Source organism: Pseudomonas sp. QE6, assembly GCF_041379005.1.
GTDB lineage: Bacteria > Pseudomonadota > Gammaproteobacteria > Pseudomonadales > Pseudomonadaceae > Pseudomonas.
The window spans coordinates 1,889,628-1,905,150 of the sequence record NZ_CP166873.1; the positions used below are offsets into that span (position 1 = coordinate 1,889,628).

The following is a 15,523-nucleotide window of genomic DNA, read 5'->3' on the forward strand; positions in this document are numbered from 1 at the left end:
GGCGTGCTCTTGCAGGGAGGGCTCGGCACAACCTAGCATGCCGGGCAATCGCTTCACCCCCATCTCCGGTTACCAGTCTTTTCGCCATGCCCCGTCCGCCTCGCCCGGTTTCCCGTCGTCCCGCTCCCCGTCCTGCGCCGCGCCGCGTGGCCAAGGCGCCGCCGGCACAGCCACGGCTGATCCTGCTGAACAAGCCGTTCGACGTGCTGACTCAATTCAACGATAGCGAGGGCCGGGCGACCCTGAAGGATTTCGTCGAGGTACCGGGCGTCTATCCCGCCGGACGGCTGGACCGCGACAGCGAAGGCCTGCTGCTGCTGACCAACGACGGCCGCCTGCAGGCGCGCATCGCCGATCCCAGGCACAAGCTGCCGAAGACTTACTGGGTGCAGGTGGAAGGGGAGCCGAGCGACGAGCAGCTGGAACAACTGCGCAAGGGCGTACAACTCAACGACGGCCCGACCTTGCCGGCCGAAGCGCGGCGGCTGGAGGAGCCGCAGCTGTGGGAGCGCAACCCGCCGGTGCGGTTCCGCAAGTCGGTGCCCACGGCCTGGCTGGAACTGGTGATCCGTGAGGGCCGCAACCGCCAGGTGCGGCGGATGACGGCGGCCGTTGGCCTGCCGACCCTGCGTCTGGTGCGCGTGCGGATCGGGCCGTGGAGCCTGGACGGCCTGCAGCCGGGGCAGTGGCGGGAAGTCAGCCCCGATCTCTGACGACCGGGGCGGGCGCGGGAGCGGGCGTCAGAAGCCGCCTTCGAGCCCCGCGACTACGACGGACTTGATCAGGAAACCCAGTACACCCAGGCCCAGGGCGAAGAACAGCACCATGGTGCCCATGCGGCCGGCCTTGGACTTCTTCGCCAGATCCCAGACGATGAAGGCCATGAACAGGATCAGGCCGGTGACCAGGCCGTACATCATCCAGTCTTCGAAACTTTCGTTCATTGCTGCTCCTGCCCGGTACGGAGGTTGTCCGAGGGACGCCGGGGCTGAGGGTGGTGGTGGAGAAGGCGCGCATTATACGCATCTGGTTGTTTGATGATCAGGGGTGTTCAGAAATTGATCAGTTCTTGCTGTGGGTGGGGTGGAGCGCCCCGAAAATTCCCGCTGCGGCGCGGCTGGCGGGGAAATTTCCGGTAATGGAGTGGTCTTGCGGGACGCGGGGTGCGCTGCTGTGTCGCAGGGGGATATGTTGTAGGAGCGAGCTTGCTCGCGAAGGGGCTGGCGCTGGATTTGTCTCCGTCCGCGATTGGCGCTGGGCAGTGCGGTTCGCGAGCAAGCTCGCTCCTACGAAAAGCGTCAACTCTGCGATCAAACCCGCAAGTGATCCAACGGCAACTCGGTGCTGGCCAGCACATTGCGCAGCACGAAGCTCGATCGCACGCTGGTCACCCCTTCGATGCGGGTCAATGTGCCGAGCAGGAAGTGCTGGTAGCGTTCCATGTCCGGCACCATCACCTTCAGCTGGTAGTCCGCGTCCATCCCGGTCACCAGGCTGCACTCCAGCACCTCCGGGCATTTGCCAATGATCTGCTGGAAGTGCTCGAAGCGCTCCGGAGTGTGGCGGTCCATGCCGATCAGGACGAAGGCGGTGAGGCTCAGGCCGAGTTTCTTGCTGTCGAGCAGGGCGACCTGGCGGACGATGTAGCCGTCGTCTTCCAGCTGTTTGACCCGCCGCGAGCAGGGGGAGGGCGACAGGCCGATGCGTTCGGCCAGCTCCTGGTTGGAGATGCGCGCGTCGCGTTGCAGTTCGGCAAGAATGCGCAGGTCGTAGCGGTCCAGCTTGTCCATGGAAGCCTCGTGTATCTATTAAATTGCGCTCATGGCGTAATTTTTAGCTATTTGTTGCTAAGGTAGCGCCTGTATGAGCAATCTTAGCAATCATTTCCCTGCTCTGTCGCCGTAGTATTTCTTCCAGATTCACAGCCCGGACATCACGTCCCCTGCGATACGCCCAATCAGGCGTTTCGCGGCCCGCCGACCCAACAGGATCGCGCCGGCCACCGGGCTACGCACTGCCCAGAAGGCGGAGCGAGGTGAGCCGGCGCCAACAGCGACGAGCAGGACGAGATTCCGAAAGGGAGGCTGACGAGCCTCCCTTTTTTCTTGCCCGCGATTTCTCTGCCATCTTTACCCTGACTTTACTCAGCGCCTTGCAATACGCGGCCTGTGCCGTGGTCTATGGCATTGTCGCATCACTGTTTTCGGCCGAGGCCGAAGTGAGGGTTCCATGAAGTCGGGCATCTGGCCGTTCGCCGGGGTTGCCATGCTCTCCCTGGCCATTGCTGCCCAGGCGTTGGCAGCCGAGCCGCCGGACCTCTCAGGTCAGTCCCAGGGGCGGCCTGCCGCCGGCCAGGGCAACAATGCCGGGGGCGGGCGCACGACCATGTCCCATGAGGGGCCGGGCCGGCCCATGGGCAATTGGCAGCAGCGGCCGCCGGAGAACTCCGGCGGGCAGTGGCAGGGACGTCCTCAAGGGAACAATGGCCAGTGGCAAGGTCATCCCCAATGGAATGGCAATGGTCAGTGGCAGGGCCACCCCCAGTGGAATGGCAACGGCCAATGGCAGGGCCGTCCCCCCGTCAACAATGGCGGCCAATGGCAGGGCAATCCCAGGGGGGATCATGACTGGCATGGCAACCCTCCGGGCAGCAACGGTGGGCAATGGTCGGGGCGTCCTCCGGTCAATAACGCCAATCCGGGGATTCCCCCGCCCAGCGGCAACGACCAGTGGAAAGGCCGTCCCATCGGCGCAGGCACCACCCAATGGCAGGGCGATCATTCCGACCGGCCGGGCTGGCAAGGGGGCTCGCGTCCGCCTCCCGGTGGCTGGCAGGGGCGTCCGCCGCCGTCCCATGGCAACTGGGGCCCGCATCCCTCGTACTGGCGTCCGGGCTACGTGGTGAACAGCGTGCCGGCGGGGCATTACCGGGTGCCCTATCGCGGTGCCGACTACTTCTTCGGCGACGGCTACTGGTATCGCCCTTATGGCTCGCGCTACGTGGTGGTAACGCCACCCTACGGGGTGCGGGTGCGCTACCTGCCGTCCTACGCCGAGCAGGTGTGGATCGGCAGCATCGGCTACTTCCTGGTGGCGGGGACCTATTACCTGTGGCAGGCCGGTTCGCAGGAGTACGAGGTGGTGGCGCCGCCGATGGAGCAGCCGCTGGTGGCGCAGTCGTCCTACGACGTGATCGCCTACCCGCTGTATGGCCAGGGGCCGGAACAGCAGAATCGCGACCGCTACGAATGCCACCAGTGGGCCGCCAGCCAGAGCGGCTTCGACCCGGCCTCGGCGACCTACGCGCCGCCGGCCTATGTCGCCGACAACTACCGCCGCGCCCTGGGCGCCTGCCTGAGCGGGCGCGGCTACAGCATCAACTGATGGTCTCCTTGCCCACCACTTCCTGCGGGTCGGCGTGCACCAGCACCTCGGCTCGCGGGAATTCCTTGTGGATCGCCAGCACCGCCTCGTCGCACAGCTGATGCGCCTTGGACAGGGTCAGCTCGCCGGGCAGTTCCAGGTGCAACTGGACGAACCAGTGGGTGCCGGAAATCCGCGTGCGCAGGTCGTGGGCGCCGAGCACGCCGGGCACTTCGCGCACGAGTTCGAGCATCCGCGTGCTGACATCCGGCGGCAGCTCCTCGTCCATCAGCACGGCAACGGATTCGCGGGCGATCTGGAAGGAACTCCAGAGGATGTACAGGGCAATGCCCAGGCCGAAGATCGCGTCCATCTGCTGCCAGCCGAATTGCGCCAGCAGCAGGGCGACCAGGATGCTGCCGTTGAGCAGCAGGTCCGAGCGGTAGTGCAGCGAGTCCGCGCGGATGGCGTTGGAGCCGGTGATCTTCACCACATGCCCCTGCACTATCAGCAGGGCGGCGGTGAGCGCCAGGGACAGCAGCATCACCGCGATGCCCCAGCCGGCCGCTTCCACCGGCTGCGGATGTTGCAGGCGATCGATCGCCTGGGTGCCGACCAGCACCGCGCTCACCGCGATGAACAGTGCCTGGGCCAGCCCCGAAAGGGATTCGGCCTTGCCGTGGCCGTAGCGGTGATCGTCGTCCGCCGGGCGGATGGCGTAGTGCACCGCCAGCAGGTTGAGGAAGGAGGCAGCGCCGTCGAGCAGCGAGTCGGTCAGGCCGGCGAGCAGGCTGACCGAGCCGCTGAACCACCAGGCGATGGCCTTGGCCACCACCAGGGTGATGGCCACGCCGAGCGACGCAAAGGTCGCCAGCCGCATGAGGTGGGAGTGGCTGGCGTACTTGAGCATCAGGTGTCCATACGGTTGGGCAGGAAATAGATGTAATCGAGCAGTGGTGCCTTCTGGCCCATGGCGGTCAGCGCCGCGCTCATCTGGCCGCGATGGTGGGTACCGTGGTTGACCAGGTGCTGGACGATGTTGGCCAGGCTCTGGCGGTGCGCCTGGCCGGCCATGTTGCGGTAGTCCAGCGCGCTGCCGAGGGTGGCGTCGGTCTGCTTGTCGAGCCACAGCCGCCAGGCGTCGACGCCTTCCTTGAGGAATGCCGTAAGGCCGTCGCGGTCGGGTGCCGCCTCGGCATCCAGCCGCTCGAACTGCCAGGGCTCTCGCTGCACACGGGCGAACCAGATGCGATCGACCACCGCCAGGTGGTTGAGGGTGCCGTGCAGGCTGTCGAAGAACAGCCCGCGTGGCGCGCGGTAGGCCGCCTCGTCCAGGGACGCGACGGCCTCCAGGATGCGGTCGTAGGCCCACTGGTGGTACGCCAGGAGTTGACGAAGGTGTGAAGCGAGAGCGCCGTGCATATCAGGCCTCCGGGTGCAGACCCAGGCTGGCGAGTTGTTGGAGGCTGCCGCTGCGCTGGATCAGACGCGGGTCGTCCAGGGGCAGGCTGCGGCCGGTTTCACGCTCGAGGATCGCCTTGAGTTTAGCCTTGTCGACGGTGCCGTCTTCACTCACGGCATCCTTGAGCTTTTCCGGCGCGACCGAGTACTTGGCATCGGGCAGGTAGATGGCGCCGGTAGCGAAGTCTACGCCGAAGGCGATCAGGCCCGGGATGATGTAGAACAACAGACCGATGGCGTCGAAGGCGACGATGGCCGGGTCGACACGACCGTCGATCTGGCCGCGGCGATCGGGGTAGAACAGGGTGCCGCAGGCCGTCAGCTGACTGAACAGGGTGGCGCAAAGAACCGCGCAGGACACACGGGTGGCGAGACGCATGGAGAACCTCCGGGAGGATGATGCGAATAACTATATCAACGAGCCCATGGCCATTGCTGGTGGATTCGCACGCTGTGGCGGGCCCGTTGCTTCTAAGACTGTCGAGTCGACCTTGCGGTTCGCCCGGTATAATCGCCGGCCCCCGCGTCAGCCGGGTTACCGCACCGTGAAAGCTTGAATCAGGAGCCGGCATGAACGCCCTTCCCATCGACAGCGTCCTCCCCGAGCTGCGCCAGGCACTGGCCGCGCGCCACGAGGTGGTGCTGGAAGCGCCACCCGGCGCGGGCAAGACCACCCGCGTGCCGCTGGCGCTGCTCGATGAGCCGTGGCTGGCCGGGCAGTCGATCCTGATGCTGGAGCCGCGCCGCCTGGCCGCCCGCGCCGCCGCCGAGCGCCTGGCCGCCGAGCTGGGCGAGAAGGTCGGCGAGACCGTCGGCTACCGTATCCGCCTCGACAGCAAGGTCGGCCCGAAGACGCGCATCGAAGTGGTCACCGAAGGCATCCTCGCCCGCCGCCTGCAGGACGATCCGGCGCTGGACGGCGTCGGCCTGGTGATCTTCGACGAATTCCACGAACGCAGCCTCGACGCGGACCTGGCCCTGGCGCTGACCCTCAACGGCCGCGCACTGCTGCGCGACGAGCCGGCGCTGAAGGTGCTGGTGATGTCCGCGACGCTCGAAGGCGAGCGGTTGTCCGCGTTGCTCGACGACGCGCCGGTGGTGCGCAGCGAGGGCCGCATGTTCCCGGTGGATATCCGCTGGGGCCGTCCCTGGCAGGCCGGCGAGTTCATCGAGCCGCGCGTGGTGCAGACGGTGCAGCAGGCGCTGGCCGACGAGAGCGGCAGCCTGCTGGTGTTCCTGCCCGGCCAGGCGGAGATTCGCCGGGTGGCCGAGCAACTGGGCGAGGCGCTGGCCGGTCGCCCGGAAACTCTGATCTGTCCCCTGCATGGCGAGCTCGATCTCGACGCCCAGCGCGCCGCCATCGAGCCCGCGCCGGCGGGCAAACGCAAGGTGGTGCTGGCGACCAACATCGCCGAGACCAGCCTGACCATCGACGGCGTGCGCGTGGTGGTGGACGCGGGGCTGGCGCGGGTGCCGCGCTTCGACCCGGGCAGCGGCATGACCCGCCTGGATACCCAGCGTATCTCCCGCGCCTCCGCCACCCAGCGTGCCGGCCGGGCCGGGCGACTGGAACCGGGCGCCTGCTACCGGCTGTGGTCCGAAGCCCAGCACGAGCAACTGCCGGCCTATGGCACGGCGGAAATCCTCCAGGCCGACCTCGCCGGATTGGCCCTGCAACTGGTGCGCTGGGGTGTCGCCCCGCAGGAGCTGGCCTGGCTCGACCTGCCGCCGGCGGCCGCTTATGCCCAGGCGCTCGACCTGCTGGAGCGCCTGGGCGCGCTCGCCTCCTGCGCCGGTGGCGGCAGCCTGACGCCCCACGGCCAGGCCATGGCCGAGGTGCCGGCGCACCCGCGCATCGCCCATCTGCTGCTGCGCGGCCATGCGCTGGGGCTGGGCGCGCTGGCCTGCGATCTCGCCGCGCTGCTCGGCGAGCGTGACATCCTGCGCGGCAACGACGCCGACCTGCACCACCGCATCGCCCTGCTGGCCGGCGAGCAGAATGCCCCGCGCGCCAGTCGCGGTGCGGTGCAGCGGGTGCGGCAGCTGTCTCGGCAGTTCAAGGGCTACCTGCGTGGCCCGGCCCGCGAGCCGGTGAGCGATCCCGATCATCCCCGTTGGCTCGGCGGCCTGTTGGCCTTCGCCTACCCGGACCGCATTGCCCGCCAGCGCCGCGCCGGCGGTGGCGAATACCGCCTGGCCAACGGCCGCGCCGCGCAGTTCGGCGAGCCGGACGCGCTGATGAAGGAGCCCTGGCTGGTGATCGCCGACCTGGGCAGCCGCCAGGGGCAGCGCGAGGAGCGCATCTATCTGGCGGCGGCGCTGGAGCCGGCGCTGTTCGAGTCGATTCTCGCGGAGCAGGTCAGCGTCCACGACGAACTGGACTGGGACGAGCGCGAAGGCGTGCTGCGGGCCGAGCGCCAGCGCAAGGTCGGCGAGCTGGTGCTGGCCAGCGAAGCCTTGCCCTCGCTTGACGAGGAGGCCCGCAGTCGTGCGCTGCTCGGACTGGTACGGCGCAAGGGTCTGGAACTGCTGCCGTGGACGCCGGAGCTGCGCCAGTGGCAGGCGCGGGTCGGGCTGCTGCGTCGACTGGATATGGAAGGCAAGGGCGAGAGCGAGTGGCCGGACGTCAGCGATGCCGTGCTACTGGACTCGCTGGAGGATTGGCTGTTGCCGTATTTGGGCAAGGTTTCGCGGCTGGCGCACTTCGCCAACCTGGAACTGGCCGGGATTCTTCACAGCGTATTGCCCTGGCCACTGCCACAGCGCCTTGACGAGCTGGCGCCGCGAACCTTGCAGGTGCCGTCCGGGTCGAACATCCGCCTGGACTACACCGAATTCCCGCCGGTGCTCGCGGTGCGATTGCAGGAGCTGTTCGGCCTGGCCGACACGCCGCGCATCGCCAATGGCCGGGTGGCGGTGAAGCTGCACCTGCTGTCGCCGGCGCAGCGACCGGTGCAGGTGACCCAGGACCTGGCCAACTTCTGGCGCAGCACCTATGCCGAGGTGAAGAAGGACCTGAAGGGACGCTATCCGAAGCATTACTGGCCGGACGATCCGCTGATCGCCGAGCCGACGGCAAGGGCGAAGCCGCGCAAGGGGTGAGATTGGCGCACGGGGTTGCCCTCACCCCAGCCCTCTCCCGGAGGGAGCTGTCCGTGCCGACGGATGATGCGGTTCAAGCCAGGGCGTATAACGTTCGACGTTATACGCCGTTTGACCTTGATATCAGGGCTCTCCGAGTTCAGCCCCGGCACCAGCCTCGGGACAAGGTGAATCGGCGTACAACCGCGAACGGTTGTACGCCCTACGGCAACTGCATCTCATAACCCGCTGCCTGCAACTCGTCGTAGGCGTGGTCCAGTTGTTCGCGCAGCCGTTCGGCATCGGGCGCGTGGCGGGACACGATCAGCTTGGTCGGCACGCTGTACAGGGTGTCGAAGGCCAGCGGCGCCATGTTCAGCCCCCGGCGGGCCTGCTCCACCGGCGCCTGATAGTCGATGAGGTAGTCGCCGCGGCCACGCTCGAGCATCTGCAGCGCCGCCGCATGGGTGCTGGTGCGGTGCAGCTCCAGTTTCAGGTGTGGGTCGTCCAGCAGGTCGGTGATCGGCTTCCAGTAGCTGTAGCCGCCGATCAGGATGATCCGGCTGCCGGTCAGCCCCTGTGGCAGCTGCGGTGCGGCGTGTGATGGCAGGCGGTAGAGGTTGAGGTCGACGTGGCCGAGCGTGCGCTCGCACTCCAGCGTGCTACCGACCAGTTCGGGCTTGCCAGGGGCGCCGGCCCACAGCTGCACGCTGCCGTCCTGCAGGCCGAGGTACAGGCGCGCGCTGGGCAGCGAGCGGAAGTTGGCGCGGTAGCCGGCCTTGAGCAGGATGCGCCGGACCAGGTCGGCGCCGCTGCCGCGGGTGCTGCCGTCCGGGGCGGTGTAGGTGTAGGGCGGGAATTCGTAGTAGCCGACGTCCAGCACCGGCAGTGGGCGCGGCAGGCGGTCGGCCAGGGTCGGAAGGCCACTGGCGCTGGCGTGTAGGCAGAACAGCATGGCGAACAGCCAGGCGATACGGCGAAAAAGCATGGCTACCTGCGGTGGGGCTTGTCGTTATTGTGCGCGGCTGGCGCAGCATGCGTCGGTGCCGGCGCGCTGTCCAGCACCGGCCGGCGCGGGCGTGCGGCAACACTCAGTGCGGCAGCAGGAAGCGCCCGTTGAGCGGCAGGTGGTTGGAGATGCGCAGGGTGTCGTTGCGCCGCACGCTGGCGTCGAGGCGGCTCAGGCGGGGGCTGTAGAACAGGTAGTCGAGGGTGCGGTCGGGGTTGTGCACGCGCGGGTCGTTGGGGAAGTGGGTGTACCACTGCGCCTGCTCGGCGCCGCTGGATTCCTGCACCGCCGGGATCACCGGGTAGCGCGCCGCCAGCAGGTTCAGCTCGCTGTTGGCGCGGTAGGGCGCGCGCAGCACCTCGGGCAGGTAAGGGTACTGGCCCAGCGGCAGCAGGCCGAGGTCGCCGCCCAGCAGCCAGGGGTTGCCGGTGGTCTGCAGGGCGTTGAGGTGGGCTTCCAGGACTTCGACCTGGCGCTGCGGGGTGTCGTCGCCGTTGGGGCGTTCCAGGCGGGTATTGATCACCGTGAGCTGGCCGCCGCCACGGATCGGCAGCGCGCTTTGCAGCAGCGCGGGTTGCGGGGCGAACAGGCGTAGCAGAGGGATCGACGAGCGCTGCGGCAGGGCGATGCGCTCGCCGCCGGCGATCTGGAAGCGGCTGAAGGTCACCAGCTTGCGCCCGGCGCTGCCGAATACGTGGGGGTTGGGATCGAAGCGCGCCTTCCAGTCGAAGGCGGCGGTGGAACAGGGGTAGAGGTCGGTCAGGCGGTCGCCGATCAGCGCCTGCTGGTCCTGCTTGCCGGTGGCCGTCGCACCGTCGTCGACCTCCTGCAGCAGCACGATGTCCGGCGCCTCCTCGCGGATCACCCGCACCACCTCGTCGAGGCTGTAGGCGATGTCCTCGGCGCTGGGCTTGTCGTCCGGGCCGACGGTGTCGGGCAGGTCGTCCCAGAAGATGTAGCGCTTGCCGGCCAGGTACTGGACGTTCCAGGTCATCACCTTGAGCATCTGCCCCGGTTGCAGCTGCGGCGCCGGTGCGCGGCATTGCGCGGCGACAGTCTCTCGCTCGGCGGGACGCCAGGCCAGCAGCCAGGCGCCGGCGGTCGCGGCGAGCAGCAGGAGGATGAGCAGCAGGAGCAGGATGCGGCGCGGCAGCGAGAGGTTCATACAGCCTAGGGACTATCCTTGATGTGCGAGAGGATAGTGTTTGTGACCGCGCATTTCACCTGCGCGTTTCCTCCGCCAGGCATTCTGTACCTTGAGGCGCGAGAGCGCCGGGAGGTTCGTCCCATGACCGAGGCGCTGATCGCCCAGCGCGGACCCTATGCGGTGGAAGTCCACGCCGGCGAAGACTATTTCTGGTGCCGCTGCGGCCGGAGCGCCAGCCAGCCGTTCTGCGACGGCTCGCACAAGGGCACCGGCCTGTTTCCGCTGAAGTACCACGCGCCGCGGGACGAGCTGCTGTTCTTCTGCGGCTGCAAGCACACCCGTACGCCGCCGTGCTGCGATGGGACCCACGCATCCCTCTGAGGAGACTGGCATGCCGCGCAAACTCTTCACCCACCAGGCCTATCGGCACAAGGTGGTGCTGGTCACCGGCGGCTGCTCGGGGATCGGCCGCGCCCTGGCGTTGCGCTTCGCCCAGGCCGGCTCGCACCTGGTGATCCTCGACCTCGACCAGGCGGCGCTGGACAGCCTGGTCCAGCACCTGCGCGAGCATCACAACGTCGAGGCCCTCGGGCTGCGTTGCGACATTGCCGATGCCGAAGCGGTGCGCCGCTGCGTGGCGCTGGCCATCGAGCGCTTCGGCGGCATCGACGTGCTGGTGAACAACGCCGGCATCACCCATCGCAGCCAGTTCGCCGACACGGACCTGGCGGTGTTCCAGCGGGTCATGGCGGTGAATTTCTATGGGGCGCTGCATTGCACCCAGGCGGCGTTGCCCAGCCTGCTGGCGCGGCGCGGGCAGATCGTCGTGCTCAGCTCGCTGACCGGCTTCGCGCCGCTGCTCTACCGCAGCGCCTACAACGCCAGCAAGCATGCGCTGCATGGGCTGTTCGACACGCTGCGCATGGAACTCGACGGCACGGGCGTGGCGATCACCCTGGCGTGCCCGGGCTTCACCGCCACCGACCTGCGCAAGAACGCGCTGGTGGGCGACGGCTCGGTGATCCGCCAGCCGGCGCTGGTGCTGGGCGCCGAAGTGGCCTCGCCGCGCGACGTGGCCGAGGCGATCTACCAGGGCGCGCTGCGCCGCAAGCGGCTGCTGGTGCTGTCCAACGTCAACTGGCGGGCGCGGGTGCTGGCCAGGTTCTTCCCGCAGCTGTTCGAGAAGCTGCTGGTGCCGAAGATGTCGGGGCTCAAGCCGGGGCATTAGCTCTTTGTAGGAGCGAGCTTGCTCGCGAAGCTTTTGGAGCGCCTGTTGGCGCTGTTCGCGAGCAAGCTCGCTCCTACAGGTAGAGCCGTTCAGTGCGCGTGCGAGTCGTGGGCGTTGCCCGCCAGTTCCATGTCCCAGAACGCCGCCTCGATCTTGTGCCCGTCCAGGTCGCGGATGAAGCAGCCGTAGTAGGGCTCGCCATAGAGCGGGCGCGGGCCGGGTGCACCGTCACCGGTGGCGCCGGCGGCCAGCGCGGCCTGGTAGAAGGCGTCCACCGCCTCGCGGGTATTGGCGATGAAACCGAAGTGGGTGCCGTTGCCGACGCTGGCGGGGCGTCCGTCGATCGGTGTCTGTACCCAGAATTCCGGAAATTCGCGGCCGTAGGCCACGGCGCCGGGGTGCTCCATGATGATCCGGCAGCCCAGGCTGGGCAGCACCGCGTCGTAGAACGCCTTGGCGCGGGCGTAGTCGTTGGTGCCGATGGAAATGTGCGAAAGGCAGCTGGGCGGATAGCTCGGTTGGTCGCTCACGGGGCGTCTCCAGTCAAAAGGCGGGAGGCTCCAGCGTAGAAGGCGAACGAACCGTTCGCCGTGGGGAAGTGTTGCCGATTGCTGCGGGCCTCAGGCCTCGCGCCCTTCGTTTTCCTCGCGTCCGGGGCCGAGGATGAAGATGCGGTAGGCCGCCACCGTCACCAGCAGCTGGAAGAAGCCGCTGAGCGAGTGCAACAGCACGCCCAGGCCGGGCGAGTCCTGGGCGACCTGGCTGATCCAGCCCTCCGCCATCCAGACCGGCGCAAGGATCACCAGGGTGGTGGTGAGCAGCAGGAAGAAGTGCCCGGTGGTCAGGCGGAAACTCTCGCGCATGGCGTCGATGGGCGAGTTGCCGCGCTGCACCAGGAGGAATTCGGAGAAGGTCATCTTGACCATGAAGAACAGCCCCGGCAGCACGTAGAGCGCCAGGCCCACCAGGATCAGCAGCGAGCTCAGCGCCGAGAGCAGGGCGAACGCCGGCCACAACCGCAGCGCCGCATTCCACAGCTCGCGGACGCCCCGCTCGCGCCCCTCGCCGGCATCGATCATGAAGAGGATCAGGCTGGCCGTGTACAGCGGATAGAACACCAGCCCGGCGGCCATGCCCCAGGGCGCGAAGTTCTGCGAGTCGACGTTGACGTCGATCTGCTGCTGGACCAGCGTTTCCACGATGATCCACGGCAGGCACAGCGGTAGCAGCTTGCCGATGTGACGGGAGAAGAAGAACCAGGTGTCGCGCAGGACTGAGATGGGATTCATCGGCATGGGAGACGGATCGACGGGCCTCGACTCTAACTTAAGCAAACCTTCAGTTGAAGGTAGGACATTTCCGTCACCGGAACTTGTTTTTTGCCGTCCCGATCCAATCTTCTGTTCAACACCCCGCTCACTCGAGGCCCGCCATGAATTCCGAAGAGCAATCCCTGATCGACGGTCTGTTCGCCCGCCTGCGCGACGCCGAGGCGCAGACCGCGCCGCGCGACGCCCAGGCCGAGGCACAGATCAACCGGCATCTGGTGCAGCAGCCGGCGGCGCCCTATTACATGGCCCAGGCGATGCTGATCCAGGAAGCGGCAATCAAGCGCCTGGACCAGCGCGTCAAGGAGCTGGAAGCCCAGGCGAAGGAGAGTCGTCCGAGCAGCGGCGGCTTCCTCGCCGGCCTGTTCGGCGGTGGCCAGAGCCAGGAGCCGCGGCCGGCGCAAACCCAGCAGCGACCCGACGGCTGGGGGCAGACGCGTTTCTCCCAGCCCGGCGGCAGCGCCAGCTACGCCAGCAACCCCAACGACTTCCGCCCGGCCCAGCCTGCCCAGGCCGCGCCCCAGGGCGGCGGCTTCCTGCGCGGCGCGCTGCAGACCGCGGCTGGCGTGGCCGGCGGCGTGATGGTGGCGGACCTGCTGACCAGCATGTTCCACCACAACCTGCCGCAGGAAATCGTCGAGGTGATCCAGGAGCAGGCGCCGGTGCAGCCGGAGCCGTCGAACTTCGATGACTCGCTGGGCGAAGGCGATCGCTACGCGGACAACGGCGACAACTACAACGATGGCGACGACACCAGCTTCTTCGACGACGACGGCGACATGTTCAGCTGATCGGGACTGAACTGTCCCGCCCGCCGGGACTGGCGGGGGCCGCGCACTGTGCCGATAATGCGCCCCCGCTGTTCGTGTCCCGGAGTCACCGTTGAAGACCATCGCCCTGTTCGCCGACGTGCAGAACCTCTACTACACCGTGCGTCAGGCCTACGGCTGCCACTTCAACTACGCCGCGCTGTGGGCCGAGCTGCGCGCCCAGGGCAACATCGTCCAGGCCTACGCCTACGCCATCGACCGGGGCGACGCGCGCCAGCAGCAGTTCCAGCAGATCCTGCGCAAGCTCGGCTTCACCGTGAAGCTCAAGCCCTACATCCAGCGCGCCGACGGCTCGGCCAAGGGCGACTGGGACGTAGGCATCACCATCGACATCCTGGATGCCGCGCCGAACGTGGACGAGATCGTCCTGGCCTCCGGCGACGGCGATTTCGACCTGCTGCTCGACCGCGTTCGTGCCGGCGGCACCGACGCCACCGCCTACGGCGTGCCGGGCCTCACCGCCCAGGCGTTGATCCGCGCGGCCAGCCGCTACGTGCCCATCGAAGGCGCGCTGCTGCTGCGTTCCTGACCCTTGCGGCTACAATGCCGCCCATTCCGAACATTTTTTTCGAGCGCTCCATGACCTTCGCCACCCTCGGCCTGATCGATCCCCTCCTGCGCGCCCTCGACGGGCTCGGTTACCAGAACCCGACGGCGGTGCAGGCCCAGGCCATCCCCGCCGTGCTCAAGGGCCGCGACCTGCTGGCCGCCGCCCAGACCGGCACCGGCAAGACCGCCGGTTTCGCCCTGCCGCTGCTGCAGAAGCTGTTGCAGGAAGGCCCGCAGGTGGCGGCCAACTCGATCCGCGCGCTGGTGCTGGTGCCGACCCGCGAGCTGGCGGAGCAGGTGCACGAGAGCTTCCGCGCCTACGGCCAGCACGTGCCGCTGCGCACCGCCGTGGCCTACGGCGGGGTCAGCATCAACCCGCAGATGATGAAGCTGCGCAAGGGCGTCGATGTGCTGGTGGCGACTCCCGGCCGCCTGCTCGACCTCTATCGGCAGAACGCCCTGAAGTTCACCCAGCTCCAGGCCCTGGTGCTGGACGAAGCCGACCGCATGCTCGACCTGGGCTTCGCCCGCGAACTGGATGAAGTCTTCGCCGCGCTGCCCAAGCGCCGGCAGACGCTGCTGTTCTCCGCGACCTTCTCCGACGCCATCCGCCAGATGGCGCGCAATCTGCTGCGCGACCCGCTGACCATCGACGTGGCGCCGCGCAACACGGCGGCCAGGACGGTGAAGCAGCATCTGGTCACGGTGGACAAGAAGCGCAAGGCCGAGCTGTTCCTGCACCTGCTGCGCGAGCAGGGTTGGCGCCAGGCGCTGGTGTTCGCCAAGACCCGCAAGGGCGTCGACGAACTGGTCGGCCTGTTGCAGCAGGAGGGCATACGCGCCGACTCGATCCACGGCGACAAGCCGCAGCCGGCGCGCCTGCGCGCCCTGGCGCGGTTCAAGGCCGGCGAGGTGGACTTCCTGATCGCCACCGACGTCGCCGCCCGCGGCCTGGACATCGAGGAGATGCCGCTGGTGGTCAACTTCGACCTGCCCATCGTCCCCGAGGACTACGTGCACCGCATCGGCCGTACTGGCCGCGCCGGCGCCACGGGGCAGGCGATCTCGCTGGTCTGTGCTGACGAAGTACAGCAACTGGCGGCCATCGAGACGCTGATCGGCCAGACCCTTCAGCGCCGCGGCGAGGACGGCTTCGAGCCCGACCACCGGGTGCCGGTCACCGCGCCGGGCGGCCAGGTGCTGAAGAAGCCGAAGAAGCCCAAGCAACCCAAGGTGCCGGACGGCAAGCCGGGCAAGGTGCACCTGGGCTCGCTGCTGGATGACAAGCCGCAGGTCAAGGCGGTGCGCAAGGCGCCGGGGTTCGGGCTGGGCGGCAAGCCTGCCGGTGGCAAGGCGCCGGGCGGGAAAGCGGGTGGCGGCAAGGGCGGTCGCCGCCCGTGAGCCGATAAGGCGCGCGCCTGCTCCATCGCGGTGCGAAGCAGGGGGCTGAGTCCGGGAAATTCGTGGCGTTCGGTGGTGTGGCGCAAAAGCTGCATTTCCGTGTGGAATCCCGAACGCCTATAGTGT

Annotated in this window: 17 protein-coding genes; 8 read left to right on the forward strand and 9 right to left on the reverse strand. The window is 67.9% G+C overall.

Translation table 11 applies throughout. The features are described 5' to 3' along the window. The first annotated feature begins 146 nt into the window (after positions 1 to 146). Positions 147 to 713 carry a pseudouridine synthase gene (locus tag ACAW63_RS08690; protein ID WP_371234617.1) on the forward strand — a complete coding sequence of 189 codons (567 nt, stop codon included), beginning with the start codon at positions 147 to 149 and terminating at the stop codon, positions 711 to 713. A 27-nt stretch (positions 714 to 740) separates the two neighbouring features. Here ACAW63_RS08690 and ACAW63_RS08695 read toward each other — a convergent pair whose 3' ends face one another. Both ACAW63_RS08695 and ACAW63_RS08700 read right to left on the reverse strand, forming a co-directional pair. Continuing rightward, on the reverse strand, positions 741 to 944 hold the full coding sequence (locus ACAW63_RS08695) for a DUF2788 domain-containing protein (protein WP_015475469.1): 204 nt from the start codon (positions 942 to 944) through the stop codon (positions 741 to 743). A gap of 366 nt (positions 945 to 1,310) precedes the next feature. Further along, complete coding sequence (locus ACAW63_RS08700; protein ID WP_152220126.1) at positions 1,311 to 1,790, reverse strand: Lrp/AsnC family transcriptional regulator; 480 nt, start codon at positions 1,788 to 1,790, stop codon at positions 1,311 to 1,313. A 439-nt stretch (positions 1,791 to 2,229) separates the two neighbouring features. On the opposite strand from ACAW63_RS08700, the gene ACAW63_RS08705 reads away from it, so the two are divergent. Further along, positions 2,230 to 3,384, forward strand: a complete 1,155-nt coding sequence (locus ACAW63_RS08705; RefSeq protein ID WP_371233055.1) for a DUF6515 family protein — start codon at positions 2,230 to 2,232, stop codon at positions 3,382 to 3,384. Here ACAW63_RS08705 and ACAW63_RS08710 read toward each other — a convergent pair. From ACAW63_RS08710 to ACAW63_RS08720, 3 genes are read right to left on the reverse strand one after another with little or no spacing between them, the layout of a single operon-like run. Then, positions 3,377 to 4,273 (reverse strand): cation diffusion facilitator family transporter, encoded by an 897-nt coding sequence (locus tag ACAW63_RS08710; RefSeq protein WP_371233056.1) that lies wholly within the window; start codon positions 4,271 to 4,273, stop codon positions 3,377 to 3,379. The genes ACAW63_RS08705 and ACAW63_RS08710 overlap by 8 nt on opposite strands. Further along, on the reverse strand, positions 4,273 to 4,785 hold the full coding sequence (locus tag ACAW63_RS08715; RefSeq protein WP_371233058.1) for a DinB family protein: 513 nt from the start codon (positions 4,783 to 4,785) through the stop codon (positions 4,273 to 4,275). The genes ACAW63_RS08710 and ACAW63_RS08715 overlap by 1 nt, the downstream gene beginning before the upstream one ends. Position 4,786: 1 nt before the next feature. Further along, a complete protein-coding gene (locus ACAW63_RS08720; RefSeq protein ID WP_275610092.1) occupies positions 4,787 to 5,203 on the reverse strand; it encodes a polyribonucleotide nucleotidyltransferase in 417 nt (138 codons plus the stop codon). A 191-nt stretch (positions 5,204 to 5,394) separates the two neighbouring features. Here ACAW63_RS08720 and hrpB point away from each other — a divergent pair, with 191 nt between their 5' ends. After that, positions 5,395 to 7,926 carry an ATP-dependent helicase HrpB gene (hrpB, locus tag ACAW63_RS08725; RefSeq protein WP_371233059.1) on the forward strand — a complete coding sequence of 844 codons (2,532 nt, stop codon included), beginning with the start codon at positions 5,395 to 5,397 and terminating at the stop codon, positions 7,924 to 7,926. Between the two features lie 202 nt (positions 7,927 to 8,128). On the opposite strand, the gene ACAW63_RS08730 is transcribed toward hrpB, so the two are convergent. Then, positions 8,129 to 8,893 (reverse strand): substrate-binding periplasmic protein, encoded by a 765-nt coding sequence (locus ACAW63_RS08730; RefSeq protein WP_371233060.1) that lies wholly within the window; start codon positions 8,891 to 8,893, stop codon positions 8,129 to 8,131. A gap of 103 nt (positions 8,894 to 8,996) precedes the next feature. Next, on the reverse strand, positions 8,997 to 10,079 hold the full coding sequence (locus tag ACAW63_RS08735) for an endonuclease/exonuclease/phosphatase family protein (protein WP_371233062.1): 1,083 nt from the start codon (positions 10,077 to 10,079) through the stop codon (positions 8,997 to 8,999). A 123-nt stretch (positions 10,080 to 10,202) separates the two neighbouring features. Here ACAW63_RS08735 and ACAW63_RS08740 point away from each other — a divergent pair, with 123 nt between their 5' ends. Then, positions 10,203 to 10,442: a CDGSH iron-sulfur domain-containing protein gene (locus ACAW63_RS08740; RefSeq protein WP_371233063.1), complete on the forward strand. Its 240-nt coding sequence runs from the start codon at positions 10,203 to 10,205 to the stop codon at positions 10,440 to 10,442. Between the two features lie 10 nt (positions 10,443 to 10,452). Continuing rightward, on the forward strand, positions 10,453 to 11,289 hold the full coding sequence (locus tag ACAW63_RS08745; protein ID WP_371233064.1) for an SDR family oxidoreductase: 837 nt from the start codon (positions 10,453 to 10,455) through the stop codon (positions 11,287 to 11,289). Between the two features lie 89 nt (positions 11,290 to 11,378). Here the strand turns inward: ACAW63_RS08745 and ACAW63_RS08750 are convergent, their stop codons facing one another. Next, positions 11,379 to 11,819 carry a VOC family protein gene (locus ACAW63_RS08750; RefSeq protein ID WP_371233066.1) on the reverse strand — a complete coding sequence of 147 codons (441 nt, stop codon included), beginning with the start codon at positions 11,817 to 11,819 and terminating at the stop codon, positions 11,379 to 11,381. Between the two features lie 90 nt (positions 11,820 to 11,909). After that, positions 11,910 to 12,578, reverse strand: coding sequence for a YciC family protein (locus ACAW63_RS08755; protein ID WP_331318525.1), 669 nt, complete (start codon positions 12,576 to 12,578; stop codon positions 11,910 to 11,912). A gap of 143 nt (positions 12,579 to 12,721) precedes the next feature. Between ACAW63_RS08755 and ACAW63_RS08760 the strand changes: the two genes are divergently transcribed. The 3 genes from ACAW63_RS08760 to ACAW63_RS08770 all read left to right on the forward strand — a co-directional run bounded on the left by ACAW63_RS08760 (position 12,722) and on the right by ACAW63_RS08770 (position 15,397). Continuing rightward, the gene (locus ACAW63_RS08760; RefSeq protein WP_371233067.1) at positions 12,722 to 13,408 is read left to right on the forward strand and encodes a DUF2076 domain-containing protein; all 687 of its coding nucleotides are present in this window, start codon (positions 12,722 to 12,724) and stop codon (positions 13,406 to 13,408) included. 91 nt (positions 13,409 to 13,499) lie between these two features. Then, positions 13,500 to 13,976: an NYN domain-containing protein gene (locus tag ACAW63_RS08765; protein WP_371233068.1), complete on the forward strand. Its 477-nt coding sequence runs from the start codon at positions 13,500 to 13,502 to the stop codon at positions 13,974 to 13,976. Between the two features lie 50 nt (positions 13,977 to 14,026). Next, positions 14,027 to 15,397, forward strand: a complete 1,371-nt coding sequence (locus tag ACAW63_RS08770) for a DEAD/DEAH box helicase (protein ID WP_371233069.1) — start codon at positions 14,027 to 14,029, stop codon at positions 15,395 to 15,397. The last annotated feature ends 126 nt before the right edge of the window (positions 15,398 to 15,523 follow it).

Excerpts from the sequence above, each read along its gene's own strand:
- ACAW63_RS08720 (WP_275610092.1), bottom strand. The coding sequence starts at position 5,203 with ATGCGTCTCGCCACCCGTGTGTCCTGCGCGGTTCTTTGCGCCACCCTG.
- ACAW63_RS08715 (WP_371233058.1), bottom strand. The coding sequence starts at position 4,785 with ATGCACGGCGCTCTCGCTTCACACCTTCGTCAACTCCTGGCGTACCAC.
- hrpB (WP_371233059.1), top strand. The coding sequence starts at position 5,395 with ATGAACGCCCTTCCCATCGACAGCGTCCTCCCCGAGCTGCGCCAGGCA.
- ACAW63_RS08735 (WP_371233062.1), bottom strand. The coding sequence starts at position 10,079 with ATGAACCTCTCGCTGCCGCGCCGCATCCTGCTCCTGCTGCTCATCCTC.
- ACAW63_RS08745 (WP_371233064.1), top strand. The coding sequence starts at position 10,453 with ATGCCGCGCAAACTCTTCACCCACCAGGCCTATCGGCACAAGGTGGTG.
- ACAW63_RS08700 (WP_152220126.1), bottom strand. The coding sequence starts at position 1,790 with ATGGACAAGCTGGACCGCTACGACCTGCGCATTCTTGCCGAACTGCAA.
- ACAW63_RS08770 (WP_371233069.1), top strand. The coding sequence starts at position 14,027 with ATGACCTTCGCCACCCTCGGCCTGATCGATCCCCTCCTGCGCGCCCTC.
- ACAW63_RS08760 (WP_371233067.1), top strand. The coding sequence starts at position 12,722 with ATGAATTCCGAAGAGCAATCCCTGATCGACGGTCTGTTCGCCCGCCTG.
- ACAW63_RS08755 (WP_331318525.1), bottom strand. The coding sequence starts at position 12,578 with ATGAATCCCATCTCAGTCCTGCGCGACACCTGGTTCTTCTTCTCCCGT.
- ACAW63_RS08730 (WP_371233060.1), bottom strand. The coding sequence starts at position 8,893 with ATGCTTTTTCGCCGTATCGCCTGGCTGTTCGCCATGCTGTTCTGCCTA.
- ACAW63_RS08740 (WP_371233063.1), top strand. The coding sequence starts at position 10,203 with ATGACCGAGGCGCTGATCGCCCAGCGCGGACCCTATGCGGTGGAAGTC.
- ACAW63_RS08710 (WP_371233056.1), bottom strand. The coding sequence starts at position 4,273 with ATGCTCAAGTACGCCAGCCACTCCCACCTCATGCGGCTGGCGACCTTT.
- ACAW63_RS08705 (WP_371233055.1), top strand. The coding sequence starts at position 2,230 with ATGAAGTCGGGCATCTGGCCGTTCGCCGGGGTTGCCATGCTCTCCCTG.
- ACAW63_RS08695 (WP_015475469.1), bottom strand. The coding sequence starts at position 944 with ATGAACGAAAGTTTCGAAGACTGGATGATGTACGGCCTGGTCACCGGC.